Origin of the sequence: Nonomuraea sp. LPB2021202275-12-8 (assembly GCF_037044575.1) — a bacterium.
Classification (GTDB): Bacteria; Actinomycetota; Actinomycetes; order Streptosporangiales; family Streptosporangiaceae; genus Nonomuraea.
Genome location: NZ_JBAHWD010000018.1, coordinates 145,654 through 160,154, shown reverse-complemented (window position 1 = coordinate 160,154; position 14,501 = coordinate 145,654). Strand labels below are relative to the sequence as shown.

Sequence of the window (14,501 nt, the reverse complement as noted above, 5' to 3'; positions counted from 1 at the left end):
TAGGCTCGGGGGCGTGGATCGCCGTCGCATACCCGCCGTGGCGCTCGCCGCCCTGGCCATGGCCGTCACGACGGGCGCGGCGGGTCCGTCACCCAGCCCCAGCCCCACGGGCACTCCCAGCGCCAGCCCGACGCAGAGCGACGGCACGCTGCAGATCCTCACCTACCGCGGCTACGCCGAGTACGGCGGCACCAGCCCGCGGGCCAACTGGGCCGGCCCCTTCGAGAGGGAGACCGGCTGCCGTGTCGCCCGGCTCGACACCGTGCAGACTCCCAAGGAGATGGAAGACAAGCTCGCCGAGCGGCCCTACGACGTCATCTCGGCCGGCCCCGCCCTCGCGGGTGCCATGATCGAGGCCAAGCAGGTGCAGCCCGTCGACACGGCCAAGATCGAGGGCTACGACGACCTCGCCGAGCGCCTGCGCGACCTGATGACCGACTCCGGCACCGTCTACGGGGTGCCGTTCCTGTGGGGCTCCCACGAGTTCCTGTACGACTCTCGCGAGCTCGACGGCGGCGACGTGGCGAAGGTGCTCGCGGCGGACCGCGTCATGCTCAAGGACAGCCCGCTGACCCTCGCCGACGCAGCGCTCGCCGACGACGCGGTGGACCGGCCGTTCGAGCTGACCGCCTCCCAGCTCGACGAGGCGGCGCGGCGGCTGGCCGGGCGCCAGGACCGCACCTACTGGACCAACCCCCTCGACCTGGTCAAGGGCTTCGCCACCGGATCGGTCGACTACGCCCAGGCCACCCCCTACTTCCGCATGCTGCTGCAGAAGGCGAAGATCCCGGTCAAGGCCGTCGCGGCACGCAAGACCACCGGCTGGGTGGACTCGTGGATGCTCGGCGCGAACGTCACCGACACCGACTGCGCCTACCGCTGGCTCAACCGGATGACCGAGGCCGACACCCAGCGCGACGCCGCCGCCTGGCTCGGGCTGGCTCCGGCCAATACCAAAGCGTGCAAAGGCAGGGCGACCAGCGTGTGCGAGGCGTACGGTGCGACCAAGTCATACCGATTGGACCGCATCGCCTTCGCCGTGCGGCCTCCCGGGGATTGCCGGCCTCCAGAGGGGGAATGCACTGATTACGCCGCCTGGACCGAAAGGTGGCGCGAGCTTACGAAGTGAAGTGGGGGGCTTCTGATCCCCACGTGACCGTGCCGCGGGCGCGCCCATCCCCCGCTGGGTGCGACCTGCTGAAACGCCTCGGGCCTTCCCCCCGTCCCGGGGCGTCTCGCTTTCCCGGCTCGCTCGTACGGACTCTCAGCGGGAGGGGAAGGCCACCACGGTGGCCAGGGGCGCCGGGACCAGGGCCTCGGCGCAGTCGGCGCAGGCAAGGGCCGCCATGTCGTTGGGAAAGCGCCCCACGCGGACGCGAGGCCGCGGCCACCTCTTCTGGCAGACGACGCAGGCGTCGCCCTCGCGCTGCGCGGCGCTCATGCCCTCAGGGTCGAACGTCAACATGTCCCTTGCCGTTCTGATCGGACCCCAGTTCATCACGCTCCCCGCAGCGGTCGTCCGTCCTCATACCGGATCCGTTATAACCCCGCTCGCATCCGTGATCGTCTAGTTGCGCGTCAAGCCCGAGTGATTTCTCTACCCGGACAGCGCGTCTTACACCAACAAATCGGGCATCCAGCGACAAGCTGGATGCCCGATTTGGCAGGATTTTCTACAGGCTGGAGATCGCCTTCTCCAGGATGCCGAGACCCTCCTCCAGAAGGTCCTCGCCGATCACCAGCGGCGGCAGGAAGCGCAGCACGTTGCCGTACGTGCCCGCCGTGAGCACCAGGAGTCCCTCCGCGTGGCAGCGCTTGACGATCTCCTGCACGGCCGTCGGGTTCGGCTCCTTGGTGCCGGGCACGACCAGCTCGATGGCGATCATCGCGCCGCGTCCCCGCACGTCGCCGATCACGTCGAAACGCTCCCGCATCGCGTGGAGCCTGGGCAGCATGATGTCGCCGATGCGGCGCGCCCTGGCGACCAGGTCGTCCTCGGCGATGGTCTCCAGCACGCCGAGCGCCGCCTCGCAGGCCAGGGGATTGCCGCCGTAGGTGCCGCCGAGGCCGCCCGCGTGCACCCGGTCCATCAGCTCCGCGCGCCCGGTCACCGCCGCCAGGGGCAGCCCGCCCGCGATGCCCTTGGCCGTGCAGATGATGTCGGGCACCACGCCCTCGTCCTCGCACGCGAACAGGTCACCGGTGCGGGCGAAGCCCGTCTGCACCTCGTCGGCCACGAACACGATCCCGTTCGACCGGCAGAACTCGGCGATCCGCGGCAGGAAGCCCTTGGCGGGCTCGATGAAGCCGCCCTCGCCGGAGATCGGCTCGATCACCACGGCGGCCACGTTCTCGGCGCCGATCTGCTTGGTGATCATGTCGATGGCCTGGGCGGTGGCCTCCTCGGCGCAGTTCTCGGGGCCCGTCGGCCACCGGAACGGGTAGGCCAGCGGCACGCGGTAGACCTCGGGCGCGAACGGGCCGAAGCCCTGCTTGTAGGGCATGTTCTTGGCCGTGAGCGTCATCGTGAGCAGGGTGCGGCCGTGATAGCCATGGTCGAACACGACCACCGCCTGGCGGCCCGTGGCATGCCTGGCGATCTTGACGGCGTTCTCCACGGCCTCGGCGCCGCTGTTGACCAGGAACGTGCGCTTGCCGTGGTCCCCGGGGGTCAGCTCGTTGAGCTTCTCGCACACCTCGACGTAGGACTCGTACGGGGTGACCATGAAACAGGTGTGGGTGAAGTCGGCGACCTGGCGCTGGACCCGCTCCACGACCTTCGGCGCGGCGTTGCCGACGTTCGTCACGGCGATGCCCGAGCCGAAGTCGATCAGCGAGTTCCCGTCGGCGTCCTCCACCACGCCGCCGCCGGCGCGGGTCACGAAGACCGGCAGCGTGACGCCGATGCCGGGTGGGACGGCCGCCTGCTTGCGGGCCAGCAGTTCCTGTGACTTCGGGCCGGGGATCGCGGTGACGAGGCGCCGCTCCTGGGGAATGCTCATATGTCCGACGGTACGCCGGGCTTCCTCCTGCTCCGATGTGTCGATATGTCACACTGAAGGTGCTCACCTTTGCCGGAATGGACAACTCGCGATGGCGCCTTCGCTGCGAACCGTGGTGCGCCGGACCGGGCTGCGGCCGCTGGCCGGCGCGCTGGACTCGGCCGTGCGCTGGGTGGCGGTCAGCGAGCTGGCGGATCCGACGCCGTTTTTGGAGGGTGGCGAGCTGCTGCTCACCACCGGAATGCGGCCGGAGCCTGATTTTTCGGTATATGTCGCTCGGCTGGTGGCCCGTGGGGTGGCCGGGCTCGGCTTCGGCGTCGGCCCGTCCCACGACGAGGTGCCGCCCGCACTCGTCGAGGCGGCGGCCGCCTCCGGGCTGCCACTGCTGGAAGTGCCGCGCGAGACGCCGTTCATCGCGATCAGCAAGGTGGTCAGCGAGCTGCTGGCAGCCGAGCAGTACGACGAGATCGTCCGCGCCTTCGCCGCCCAGGGCCATCTGACGCGCGCCGCACTGCGTCCCGACGGGACGCACGCCGTCATCGACCGGCTGGCCAGGGAGATCGGCGGCTGGGCCGTCCTGCTGGACGAGTCGGGCGAGGTACGGCACGCCACCCGCGGCGCCAGGACCGAAGCGGTCTCGGCCGAGATCGCCCGGCTGCGCGGCAGGGCCCCCGGTGAGGAGGGCGGCGAGTCCGCCGGCTCTCGCCGCGGGGCCGAGCTCTCGGAAGGCGGGACTCCCGGGGACACGGCGCTCTCCGGGGAGCCGGGCGGTGAGGGGGCGCCGGGTGGGGGAGGAGCCGCGGGCACGCACGGTGCGGGAACGCACAGATCTCGGGCCCGAGGTATCGAGGCGGGCGGTGGCGGGGCCGGGGACGGCGGCCGAGCCGGTCGGCTGGGCGGCGGGCGGCTGTCCGCAGGCCCGGTGGGCGGACGGTTGCCTGCCAGCCTGGCGCTGGCCGGGCCGGGGGAGCACATCGTGGTGCAACCTCTCGGCGGTGGGCCTCGGCCGCGCGGCTTCTTCGCCGTCGGGGCGCCGCGGGCGTTCACGCCTGTGACCCACACCGTGGTCAACACCGCCGGCTCGCTGCTCACGCTGGCTCTGGAGCAGGGTGGCGCCCAGATGGAGAGCGAGCGGCTCCTTCGCGACGCCGTACTGCGTCTGTTGCTGTCAGGCGCGCCCGGTGCGGAGGAGGAGGCGCGGGCGGTCCTCGGGCCGCTCGGCGCGCGGCTGCCGGCCGAGCCGCTGGTCGTGCTGGCCGCGGGCGAGGAGGCGCTGGACGCCGTGGAGGCGGTCGCCTTCACCGCCCGGTCCGGCCCGGGGGCGGAGGTGCTGGCGCTGGTGGCCGAGAACGCGGCCGAGGAGGTGGCGCGGCTGGCCGGCGGGCCTGTCGGCATGAGCGCGCCGGGCACCTACCGGGAGTTGCGCGCCGGACTCGACCAGGCCCGCCGGGCCCACCACGGGAGCCGGGGCGGGGTGGTGCGCTTCGCCGAGCTGGCGGGACAGGGGCTGGTCGCCCTGCTCGATCCGGGCGCGGCGCGGGCGTTCTCCGCCGCGGTGCTGGCGCCGCTCGTCGCCTACGGGTCCCGGGCCGATCTGATCACGTCGCTGCGGGCGTACCTGGAGAGCAACGGCCACTGGGACGCCGCCGCGCAGCGGCTCGGCGTCCACCGGCACACCCTGCGATACCGGATGCGGCGCGTGGCGGAGCTGCTCGGCCGCGACCTCGACGACCCGGGGGTGCGGGCCGAGCTGTGGTTCGCCCTGGAGGCGGCCGGAGGCTGACCGGCCGGGCCATGGGTGCCTCGGCGGTCAGTTCTTCTCGACGAGGTAGCAGCAGATCGTCGCCGTCGTGACCGCCTCGTAGGTGCGGCCGTCACGCAGGTGCCCGGCCCGCTCCAGGCTGATGGCGCCCTGGGCCGCCGCCCACAGCGCGTCCGCGATCTTGCGGGGCTGCGTGGGGATGAGGTGCCCGGCGGAGATGCAGTCGGCGATCACCCGGTCGAAGATGTTGAGCGCCGCCCGGGCCAGGGTCCTGGCCCGCTCGCTGGGTTCGAAACCGGGGATCGCCCGTTCGAACATCAGGCTGTAGTAGCCGGGCTCGGCCAGGCACGCCTGGCGATAGGCGGGGCCGAGCGCCCTGAGGTGGTCGAGGGGATCCCTGCGCTGCAGGACCGCTTCGAGGTAGCGGCGGAAGCGCTCGAATCCCTCCAGGTAGAGAGCCTCGGCGAGGCCTTCCCTGTTGCCGAACATCGTGTAGATGACGGTCGTGGTGCATCCGGCCTCGGTTGCGATCCTGCGCATGGTCAGGCTGTCGGGACCATCGGTGATCAGCAGGTTCACCGCGACGTCCAGCAGCCTGGAACGAAGCTCGTCATGGCCGGCCCGTTCGCCCAACAGGTAGGCGCCTTGAAGCCCAAGCGGCGCCGAGGAGGTCATGGGCCCACGCCTTTCTGCTCGGGGGCCCGCCGCGCTGAGGGACCCGCATCGGTGACTTAGCCATGCCGGAGATCGTTCAAACCGCTCCGCATCGTAAACATCCCGAATTAGGTCTACTTCTGTTACATAGTGGGTATACAACCGGGCTTGTACTTAACGGTGGGGCGCCAGGGGCGTCTTGTGCACCCTGGTGTAAGTCCCCCTCCTTCCGCTTGGCATAACGTCGTGGGTATGGACGTGCGTACCTTCTGGCTCGCAGGGAGCCCCGCCACCGGGGACGACGAGCTCACCGTGACCAATCCCCACGACGGTCGCGAGGTCGGCAGGCATTCGGTGCCGACCGGCGCGCAGGTGGAGGAGGCCATCGCCGCGGCCCAGGGAGTGGCGGCGCAGGCGGCCGCGCTCCCCGTGCACGTGCGGGCGGAGGCGCTGGCCCACGTCTCGCGCAGGCTGGCGGAGCGGGCCGACGAGATCGCCCACCTGATCACGGCCGAGAACGGCAAGCCGATCTTCTGGGCGCGCGGCGAGGTCGGCCGGGCCGTCGCCACCTTCCGCTTCGCCGCCGAGGAGGCCCGCCGCTGGTCGGGTGGCGTGCAGCGGCTCGACACCGAGCCCGCCGCCGCCGGCCGGCTGGCCTATGTCTCCCGCGTGCCCTACGGGCCGGTGCTGGCGATCACCCCGTTCAACTTCCCGCTCAACCTGGTGGCGCACAAGGTCGCCCCGGCCATCGCGGTCGGCGCTCCGGTCATCGTCAAGCCGGCCCCCGCCACGCCGCTGTCGTCGCTGGTGCTCGGCGAGATCCTCGCCGAGACGGATCTGCCCGCCGGGATGTTCTCGGTGCTGCCGGTCCCCAATGACCGGGCCGCGGCGCTGGTCGAGGACCCGCGGCTGCCCGTGGTGTCGTTCACCGGCTCTGCCCCGGTCGGCTACGCCATCGCCGACCAGGTCCCGCGCAAGCACGTCACGCTGGAACTGGGCGGCAACGCGGCGGCGGTCGTGCTCGCCGACGCCGACCTGGACTGGGCGGCCCAGCGCATCGCGCTGTTCTCCAACTACCAGGCCGGTCAGAGCTGCATCGCCGTGCAACGCGTGATCGTGGAGCAGCCGGTCTACGACGCGTTCGTGGAGCGCCTGCTCCCGGCCGTCGGCAGCCTGGTCACCGGCGATCCGGCCGACGAGAAGACCCAGGTCGGCCCGCTGGTCTCGGAGGCCGCCGCGGAGCGGGTGGAGCAGTGGGTGCGCGAGGCCGTGGACGCGGGCGCCCGCGTGCTGGCCGGCGGCACCCGCGACGGCGCCACGTTCGCGCCCACGGTCCTCGCCGGCGCCCCGGCCGACGCGAAGGTCTGCCGCGAGGAGGTCTTCGGGCCGGTCATGGTGCTGCAGAGCGCCGCCTCGATCGACGACGCCTACGCCAAGGTCAACGACTCCCGGTACGGCCTGCAGGCCGGCGTGTTCACGCGCTCGCTGGACGCGGCCTTCCGGGCCAACCGGGAGTTGGAGGTCGGCGGTGTGATCATCGGCGACGTCCCCTCCTACCGGGCCGACCAGATGCCCTATGGCGGGGTCAAGGACTCCGGCATCGGGCGCGAGGGGCTGCACTCGGCCATGGAGGATCTGACTTACGAGAAGGTGATGGTTCTGACGGGTATTTCCCTCTGAGCAAAAATGCGACGATGAACGTCTATGGGGGAGAAGTACCGATACGTCGATGCTGTGCGCTCCCTTGGAGGCGCCGACCTGGCCGGCAGGGTGCTTGACCCTCTGCTCAGCGCCGGGAGTGTCGCACTGCTGCCCATCGGCGGGGTGGTGGAGGCAAGGCGCGAGCTGGTCGAGCTCGGCATCGAGCTGCTCGACCGCTGGCGGGACTGGCGTCCGGGGACCACCTGGCGGGCCCGTACGGACCGGTTCGAGGCCGCGCACGCGGTCCTCGTGGTAACCGCCTACTTCGAGGCGCTCGGCACGCTGGACCTGCCCTTCGCGCAGAGCGCGTGGGAGGCGCAGAAGGGCGACGTCCAGCACACCTGGGAGCTGGCGGCGCCGCTCTGCCCGGCGCCGCACCGGCCGTTCGCGCAGGCCGTCGCCGCCATCCGCGGCTACTACATCGCGCTCGGCCGGCAGCTGCTGACCTTCTGCAGAGACCTGGACCTGTGGGAAGGGCTCGACGACCACTCGCCACAGTGGGACGAGCTGGTGGACCTGGCCGTGCGCCGCTACATCGACCGCTACCGCAACGTCGCCAGGGACGTGCCGGAGTTCGCCTTCTGGGCGGGGATCGCCGAGCACGAGCCGAGCCTGGCCGGCATGGCCGACCTCGAACGGCTCATCTCCCTCGTGGCCGCCGGCGAGAAGCTGCCCGAACGGCTGGCGACCCTGGACCGGCTCCACCAGGCGGCGCTGGTGCGGCCCATCGCCGAGACGGGGGACCTGCCGATCGGCATGCGGCTCCCGACGCTGGCGCAGGCGTACGTGACCCCGCAGTTCAGGGCGGCGGAGATCGCCCCCGGCGACGACCCGAGCGCCGAGGAGTGGTGGGAGCGCCAGGAACTCCGCTCCGACCTGCCCGTCTTCCTGTCAGGCTTCCTGACGGCGTCGGCTGCCAGCGAGGTGCCGCTCATCGTGCTCGGCCAGCCGGGGTCGGGCAAGTCGGTGCTGAGCAAGGTCCTCGCCGCCCGCCTGCGCGACGCCCCCTTCCTGCCGATACGGGTGCCGCTGCGCGAGGTGTCGGCGACCGCGGGCATCCAGGAGCAGATCGAGCAGGCCGTCTACCACCTGAGCGGCGAGCGCCAGGACTGGCCCGCGATCGCCAGGTCGGCCGGCGGCACGCTGCCCGTCATCATCCTCGACGGGTTCGACGAGCTGCTGCAGGCGACCGGGGTGCGCCAGTCGGACTATCTGATGAAGGTCGCCCGCTTCCAGCACCGGGAGGCCGACGCAGGCCGGGCGGTCGCCGTCATCGTCACCTCGCGCACCGCCGTCGCCAACAGGGCCGGGCTGCCCGAGGGCACCGTGGTCGCCCGGCTGGAGCCGTTCGGCACCACCGCCATGCGGATGTGGCTGGAGGTGTGGAACGCGGTGAACTCCGACTACTTCGCGGCGGCCGGGCTGGAGCCCTTCACGATCGACGTGGCGCTGGCCCAGCGGCACCTGGCCGGGCAGCCGCTGCTGCTGCTCATGCTCGCCTTCTACGACGCCGACGGCAACGCGCTGCGCCGCGAGGCGCGCACGCTCGGGCAGGCGGAGCTGTACGAGCGGCTGATGACCAGGTTCGCCGAGCGCGCGCTGGCGAGGAGACATCCGCAGGAGCAGGTCGCGCGGCTCGTGGAGCGCGAGCTGCTGCGACTGTCGTTCGTGGCCTCGTCGATGTTCAACCGGGGACGGCAGTGGGCCACCACCCAGGAGGTCGACGCCGACCTGGAGGTGCTGCTGCCCGAGCAGCGCCGGACGCCGGGGCTCGCCACGCCGCTCAGCGCCGGGCACGAGGCGCTGGGCGGGTCCTTCTTCGTGCACCGGGCGCAGGCGGTCCGGGACGACGAGGTGCTGCACACCTACGAGTTCCTGCACGCCACCTTCGGCGAGTTCCTGATCGCCAGGCTCCTCGCCTCGCTGATGCGCGAGCTGGTGGCGCAGGAGTCGAGCCTGGTGCTCACCGGCGTGCACGACGGGCTGCTGCGCACGCTGCTGTCCTGGGCCACGATCTCCTCGCGGCTGCCCGTGGTGTCGTTCCTGCAGGAGCTGGTGCAGGACTCCGACCGGTGGCGGGCGGTGGTGTTACGGCTCTTCAGGGAGCTGGACGCGCGCGAGGACTCCTCCATCGCCGCCTACAGGCCGTGGATCGCCGGGCCGCACCGCAGATACGCCTACTACTCGGCCAACCTCATGGTGCTCGCCCTGGCGTGCGCCCCCGAGCTGCGGGCCAGCGAGTTCATGCCCGGGCACGAGGACGTGGTCACGGAGTGGCGCAGCTACGCCCTGCTCTGGCGCTCGCAGTGCGCGCTGGCCGAGTGGCAGAGCCTGGTGGACCTGGTGGCGGTGCGCCCGGTGTGGTCCCAGGACGACGTGCGCGAGCTGCATCTGAAGCTGTCGCTGCACGAACTGTGGGAGCCTGGGCCGTTCAGCTGGTCGTGGGCCGGTGTGGACAAGCTGCTCTCGATCGCCCAGCTCCGCCGGCAGATCATGTTCTCCACCCTGGCGGACGAGGGCTCCCTGCTCGCCCTGTACATGGACGACCTGCGTACGCAGCGCCAGCCGCACCGCCCGCGCTGACGTCAGGCCCGCTCCGCCGTGAGGTAGAGCTTCTTGGCGGAGTCGCCGAGGTAGGGACCGTACATGGTGCGCTGGTCGTTGCTGTACTTGAAGCTGCTCAGCGAGGTGATCGTGCCCTTGCCGGTGGCGGCGTCGAAGGTCGACATCCACGGGCCGCCGCTCGAGCCGGCCGTCATGTCGCAGCCGAGGCCCTGGTCGCGGGTGTCCCCGTAGGGGTCGTCGCGCAGCCGGCCCGAGCAGTAGACCAGATGCTCGCCGTCGTAGGGCGGGTCGGCCGGATAGCCGAAGCCGAAGGCGTGACCGCCGCGCGTGCCGTTGAAGGCGATCTGCTGCGTGCCCACCACGTCGGCGACGTGCCTGCCGCCCGAGGTGGACAGCGCCACCATGCCCACGTCGTAGCTGTCATCGGCCGTGCGCGACCAGGGGCCGGCCACGAACATGCGGCGGGCGGTCCACTGTCCGTACGGCCTGGGGCTGCCTGTGCCGTAGCCGGGAACGAAGGTCCAGTTCTCGGCCCATCCGCCGGTGCCGTCCTTGACGCAGTGGCCGGCGGTGACGACCACGTCCCGGTTCGCGCTGCGCACCGTGCTCGCCGAGCAGACGAAGTCGACTCCGGACATGGTCAGGAAGACCCTGCCGGTGGTCCTGGACACCGCGCCGCCGATCGCCCAGCGGGAGCCTGACGTGGTGGTCAGCGGCCTGGCCGACTGGTGCCGCGGCTTGTCGGCCTGCTTCGCGCCGCCGGCCGTACGCTCCCTGGGACCGGCCGGGAGCGGGACGCTGGAGAGGGTGCCGCTGGACAGGTCCGGGGTGGCGACGAGCCTCCCGTTGGACAGGTCCGGGGCGGCGCCCAGCCCGGTCTCGCCGGTCAGCCCGCCCAGCAGGCCGTCGCCCTTGGTCACGACGTCCAGCAGGCCGATCGGCAGGGCGTCGGCCATCCGCTGGGTGGTCCAGTAGTCGAGCACGCGCCGCTGGTCGGCGGGGCCGCGCGCGGCCACGTGCTCGACGACGTCGCCGCCTGCCGCCGTGTGGCCGGCCGCGGGGCTCGCGGAGGCCACGGGCGCGCGGCCGAGGTGCTGCTCGGGGGTCGCACCGATCAGAGCGGGGCCCAGCAGACCCGCGACGAGCGGTGCGGCCGCGAGCAGGGGGGTGCTCAGGGTCATGAGCCCCGAGTGTGCACTACGAGATGTGTTCTTGTGACTACTTTCGGTAAAATGCTCAGAGTGCGTTGGCGCTCTGTGCGGCTTGATAGACCGCTTGGGCATCTGTCCCGAAATATGGGCCGAACATCCAATTCGGGGCGAAATTGTATTTGAAGCTGTTGACCGAGTTCTGCGTCCCCAGGCCGGTCGCCTCGTTGAAATTCAGCATCCACGGACCGCCGCTCGAACCCCCGGTCATGTTACAGGTCAGGCCGAGGCTCCGGGACAGCAGGAAGTCGTCGAACGCGCGGCCGCTGCAGTAGATGAGCCGCGACCCGTCGTACGGCGCGGCGGCCGGGTAGCCGAAGGCGTACATCTGCTGGCGCCGGGCCTGGTTGAAGGCCACCCCCTGGCCGCCCACCACGTCGGTCAGCGCCTGGCCCTCCAGGGGCGCCACCACGGCGGCGGCGACGTCGAAGTTGATGTCCTCGCGCGAGTTCCACTGCGGCGTGGTCAGCAGCCGGGTGGCCACCCAGGTGCCGAAGGGCCGGGCGCCGGCGTCGTAGCCGGGCACGAAGACCCAGTTGGTGTGGAAGGCGCCGCCGAGCTTCACGCAGTGCCCGGCGGTGAGCACGACGCTCTTGTTCGCGCTGGTCACGGCGCTGCCCGAGCAGGAGGCGTTGCGTCCCTGGGTGGTGAAGAACACCCGGCCGGTGGTCTTGACGACCGCGCCGCCGCCGGTCCACGGGGAGCCGCCGCTGTTGGGAGCCAGCCGCCGCTGCGCCGCGGTGGGTGCCGTGCTCCACGCGGTGCCCGCGCTCGGCCCGGCGGAGCTCGCCGTCAGCCTGACCCCGCTCTTGGACGTGGGCACGTCCAGCGGCTGCGCCGCCTCCATCTTCTGGGAGGTCCAGAACCTCAGGACGGCGTTGCGCTCGCCGGCGGAGTCGGCGGCCGCCCGCTGGGCGGGTTTGGGCTCCTGCTGCGCCAGGGCCGGCGAGGACGGGAGCAGCATGCCCCCGGCGGTGAGGGTGAGGATGGAGAGCAGGGCAACTCTGCGTCGCATTACGTACCTCCCGGGACCGGATCGGAGATTGGAAGGTAACTGCGCCAATATCCCGATTTCTCATAATCTGCGCATTCGGCTATGGCGATATTCCGGCATAAGTGCGCTGGATTACCTGGGGTCACAGAGGTTGCCCAAGCCGCCACCCGGTGCCCGGACACCCTCGCCAGCGGCGACAATGGACAGGTGCATGAACAGACCCTCCGCTCCGTCGCCGTGCTCGGCTCCACCGGCTCGGTCGGCACCCAGGCCCTCGACGTCATCGCCGCCGATCCCGCCAGGTTCAAGGTCGCGGGGCTCGCGGCCGGCGGCGGCAAGGTCGAGCTGCTCGCCAGGCAGGCGGCGGCCACCGGCGCCGAGGTGGTCGCGGTGGCCGACCCCGGCGCCGTGCCCGCCCTGAAGGAGGCGCTGGCCGCGCACGGCGCCGGGCCCACGGTGCTCGCGGGCCCCGAAGGGGTCGCTGAGGTGCCCGCCTGGCCGTGCGACACCGTGCTCAACGGCATCACCGGCGCGCTCGGCCTCACCTCCACGCTGGTCGCGCTGGAGGCGGGCCGCACGCTCGCGCTGGCCAACAAGGAGTCGCTGATCATCGGTGGCCCTCTGGTCAAGCGGCTGGCCAAGCCGGGCCAGATCCTGCCCGTCGACTCCGAGCACTCGGCGCTGCAGCAGTGCCTGTGGGCGTCGGGGCCGCAGGGCTACGACCCGGACGTCGTCAGGCAGCTCGTCGTCACCGCCAGCGGCGGGCCGTTCAGGGGCAGAAAGCGCGAGGAGCTGGCCGACGTCACCCCCGAGATGGCGCTGGCCCACCCCACCTGGTCGATGGGCCCGATGATCACCATCAACTCCGCGACCCTGGTCAACAAGGGACTGGAGGTGATCGAGGCGCACCTGCTCTTCGACATCGGCTTCGACCGGATCGAGGTCGTGGTCCACCCGCAGTCGATCATCCACTCCATGGTCGAGTACGTCGACGGCTCGACCATCGCCCAGGCCAGCCCGCCCGACATGCGGCTGCCCATCGCGCTGGCGCTCGGCCATCCGGACCGGGTCGCCGGAGCGGCCAGGCCCGTCGACTGGACCAGGGCCCACACCTGGACCTTCGAGCCGCTCGACGACACGGCCTTTCCGGCGGTCGCCCTGGCCAGGCACGTCGGCACCGAAGGCGGCACCGCCCCCGCCGTCTACAACGCGGCCAACGAGGCGTGCCTGGAGGCGTTCATCCGGGGCGGGCTGCCGTTCCTGTCGATCGTCGACACGGTGGCCAAGGTCGTCGAAGAGCATCAGGTCACCGCCGCCGGATCGGTGGAGGAGGTGCTCGCCGCCGACGCCTGGGCCCGAGCCCGTGCGTCCGAACTCACAGCGGGGCAGTCCCGCTAGCTCCCTAGACTGGACAACGTCGTCGAACTCAAGGGTTGAAATGTCTTCTGTAGCACTCGGCATCCCGACGGTCCGCACCAAGCCGCTCGCCGAACGCCGCCACTCCCGCCGGATCATGGTCGGCAACGTGCCCGTGGGAGGCGACGCGCCGGTCTCCGTGCAGTCGATGACCACCACGGTCACCGCCGACGTCAACGCCACCCTTCAGCAGATCGCCGAGCTGACCGCCTCCGGCTGCCAGATCGTGCGCGTGGCGGTGCCGTCCCAGGACGACGCCGAGGCGCTGCCGATCATCGCCAGGAAGTCGCAGATCCCGGTGATCGCCGACATCCACTTCCAGCCGAAGTATGTCTTCGCCGCCATCGAGGCGGGCTGCGCGGCCGTGCGCGTCAATCCCGGAAACATCAAGAAATTCGACGACAAGGTGGGCGAGATCGCCAGGGCGGCGGCCGACCACGGGGTGCCGATCAGGATCGGCGTCAACGCGGGCTCCCTCGACCCGCGGCTGCTGCAGAAGTACGGCAAGGCCACGCCCGAGGCGCTGGTCGAGTCCGCGCTGTGGGAGTGCTCGCTGTTCGAGGAGCACGGCTTCCGTGACATCAAGATCTCGGTCAAGCACAACGACCCGGTCGTGATGATCAACGCCTACCGGCTGCTGGCCGCCAGGTGCGACTACCCGCTCCACCTGGGCGTCACCGAGGCCGGCCCCGCCTTCCAGGGCACGATCAAGTCCGCGGTGGCGTTCGGCGCGCTGCTGGCCGAGGGCATCGGCGACACCATCCGGGTCTCGCTGTCGGCGCCTCCCGTCGAGGAGGTCAAGGTCGGCGCCGCGATCCTGGAGTCGCTCGGCCTGCGCGAGCGAGGCCTGGAGATCGTCTCCTGCCCGTCCTGCGGCCGTGCCCAGGTCGACGTCTACACCCTGGCGGAGCAGGTTCAGGCCGGCCTCGAAGGACTCAAGGTGCCGCTGCGGGTCGCGGTCATGGGTTGCGTCGTCAACGGTCCCGGCGAGGCCCGCGAGGCGGACCTGGGCGTGGCCTCGGGCAACGGCAAGGGGCAGATCTTCGTCAAGGGCGAGGTCATCAAGACCGTGCCGGAGTCGCAGATCGTGGAGACCCTGATCGAAGAGGCGCTGCGCCTGGCCGAGGAGATGGGCGTCGACGTCGATCTGGATGACGACGCGGCCCCGGGCGCCCAGGTGACCGTCAGCTGATCGACCA

Annotated in this window: 11 protein-coding genes; 6 read left to right on the top strand and 5 right to left on the bottom strand. The window is 71.3% G+C overall.

All coding sequences use genetic code 11. The annotated features are described in order from the left end of the window. The first annotated feature begins 13 nt into the window (after positions 1-13). Positions 14-1,129, top strand: a complete 1,116-nt coding sequence (locus V5E28_RS29230) for an extracellular solute-binding protein (RefSeq protein WP_336211492.1) — start codon at positions 14-16, stop codon at positions 1,127-1,129. A 135-nt stretch (positions 1,130-1,264) separates the two neighbouring features. On the opposite strand, the gene V5E28_RS29225 is transcribed toward V5E28_RS29230, so the two are convergent. Continuing rightward, positions 1,265-1,441: a hypothetical protein gene (locus tag V5E28_RS29225; protein WP_336211488.1), complete on the bottom strand. Its 177-nt coding sequence runs from the start codon at positions 1,439-1,441 to the stop codon at positions 1,265-1,267. 232 nt (positions 1,442-1,673) lie between these two features. After that, positions 1,674-3,002 carry a 4-aminobutyrate--2-oxoglutarate transaminase gene (gene gabT, locus V5E28_RS29220; RefSeq protein ID WP_336211486.1) on the bottom strand — a complete coding sequence of 443 codons (1,329 nt, stop codon included), beginning with the start codon at positions 3,000-3,002 and terminating at the stop codon, positions 1,674-1,676. Positions 3,003-3,093: 91 nt separating this feature from the next. Here gabT and V5E28_RS29215 point away from each other — a divergent pair, with 91 nt between their 5' ends. Further along, a complete protein-coding gene (locus V5E28_RS29215; RefSeq protein WP_336211484.1) occupies positions 3,094-4,785 on the top strand; it encodes a PucR family transcriptional regulator in 1,692 nt (563 codons plus the stop codon). A 27-nt stretch (positions 4,786-4,812) separates the two neighbouring features. Here the strand turns inward: V5E28_RS29215 and V5E28_RS29210 are convergent, their stop codons facing one another. Then, positions 4,813-5,439 (bottom strand): TetR/AcrR family transcriptional regulator, encoded by a 627-nt coding sequence (locus V5E28_RS29210; protein WP_336211481.1) that lies wholly within the window; start codon positions 5,437-5,439, stop codon positions 4,813-4,815. Between the two features lie 231 nt (positions 5,440-5,670). Between V5E28_RS29210 and V5E28_RS29205 the strand changes: the two genes are divergently transcribed. Both V5E28_RS29205 and V5E28_RS29200 read left to right on the top strand, forming a co-directional pair. Then, a complete protein-coding gene (locus tag V5E28_RS29205; RefSeq protein WP_336211479.1) occupies positions 5,671-7,098 on the top strand; it encodes an aldehyde dehydrogenase family protein in 1,428 nt (475 codons plus the stop codon). A gap of 24 nt (positions 7,099-7,122) precedes the next feature. Further along, positions 7,123-9,702 (top strand): NACHT domain-containing protein, encoded by a 2,580-nt coding sequence (locus V5E28_RS29200; RefSeq protein ID WP_442945880.1) that lies wholly within the window; start codon positions 7,123-7,125, stop codon positions 9,700-9,702. A gap of 2 nt (positions 9,703-9,704) precedes the next feature. Here the strand turns inward: V5E28_RS29200 and V5E28_RS29195 are convergent, their stop codons facing one another. Further along, the gene (locus V5E28_RS29195; RefSeq protein WP_336211475.1) at positions 9,705-10,865 is read right to left on the bottom strand and encodes a trypsin-like serine peptidase; all 1,161 of its coding nucleotides are present in this window, start codon (positions 10,863-10,865) and stop codon (positions 9,705-9,707) included. A gap of 55 nt (positions 10,866-10,920) precedes the next feature. Beyond that, the gene (locus V5E28_RS29190) at positions 10,921-11,907 is read right to left on the bottom strand and encodes a trypsin-like serine peptidase (RefSeq protein ID WP_336211473.1); all 987 of its coding nucleotides are present in this window, start codon (positions 11,905-11,907) and stop codon (positions 10,921-10,923) included. Between the two features lie 186 nt (positions 11,908-12,093). Here V5E28_RS29190 and dxr point away from each other — a divergent pair, with 186 nt between their 5' ends. Then, complete coding sequence (gene dxr / locus V5E28_RS29185) at positions 12,094-13,284, top strand: 1-deoxy-D-xylulose-5-phosphate reductoisomerase (RefSeq protein ID WP_336211470.1); 1,191 nt, start codon at positions 12,094-12,096, stop codon at positions 13,282-13,284. 40 nt (positions 13,285-13,324) lie between these two features. Beyond that, positions 13,325-14,494, top strand: coding sequence for a flavodoxin-dependent (E)-4-hydroxy-3-methylbut-2-enyl-diphosphate synthase (gene ispG, locus V5E28_RS29180; protein ID WP_336211468.1), 1,170 nt, complete (start codon positions 13,325-13,327; stop codon positions 14,492-14,494). The last annotated feature ends 7 nt before the right edge of the window (positions 14,495-14,501 follow it).

Excerpts from the sequence above, each read along its gene's own strand:
- V5E28_RS29225 (WP_336211488.1), bottom strand. The coding sequence starts at position 1,441 with ATGAGCGCCGCGCAGCGCGAGGGCGACGCCTGCGTCGTCTGCCAGAAG.
- gabT (WP_336211486.1), bottom strand. The coding sequence starts at position 3,002 with ATGAGCATTCCCCAGGAGCGGCGCCTCGTCACCGCGATCCCCGGCCCG.
- V5E28_RS29215 (WP_336211484.1), top strand. The coding sequence starts at position 3,094 with ATGGCGCCTTCGCTGCGAACCGTGGTGCGCCGGACCGGGCTGCGGCCG.
- V5E28_RS29210 (WP_336211481.1), bottom strand. The coding sequence starts at position 5,439 with ATGACCTCCTCGGCGCCGCTTGGGCTTCAAGGCGCCTACCTGTTGGGC.
- V5E28_RS29205 (WP_336211479.1), top strand. The coding sequence starts at position 5,671 with ATGGACGTGCGTACCTTCTGGCTCGCAGGGAGCCCCGCCACCGGGGAC.
- V5E28_RS29200 (WP_442945880.1), top strand. The coding sequence starts at position 7,123 with ATGGGGGAGAAGTACCGATACGTCGATGCTGTGCGCTCCCTTGGAGGC.
- V5E28_RS29195 (WP_336211475.1), bottom strand. The coding sequence starts at position 10,865 with ATGACCCTGAGCACCCCCCTGCTCGCGGCCGCACCGCTCGTCGCGGGT.
- V5E28_RS29190 (WP_336211473.1), bottom strand. The coding sequence starts at position 11,907 with ATGCGACGCAGAGTTGCCCTGCTCTCCATCCTCACCCTCACCGCCGGG.
- ispG (WP_336211468.1), top strand. The coding sequence starts at position 13,325 with ATGTCTTCTGTAGCACTCGGCATCCCGACGGTCCGCACCAAGCCGCTC.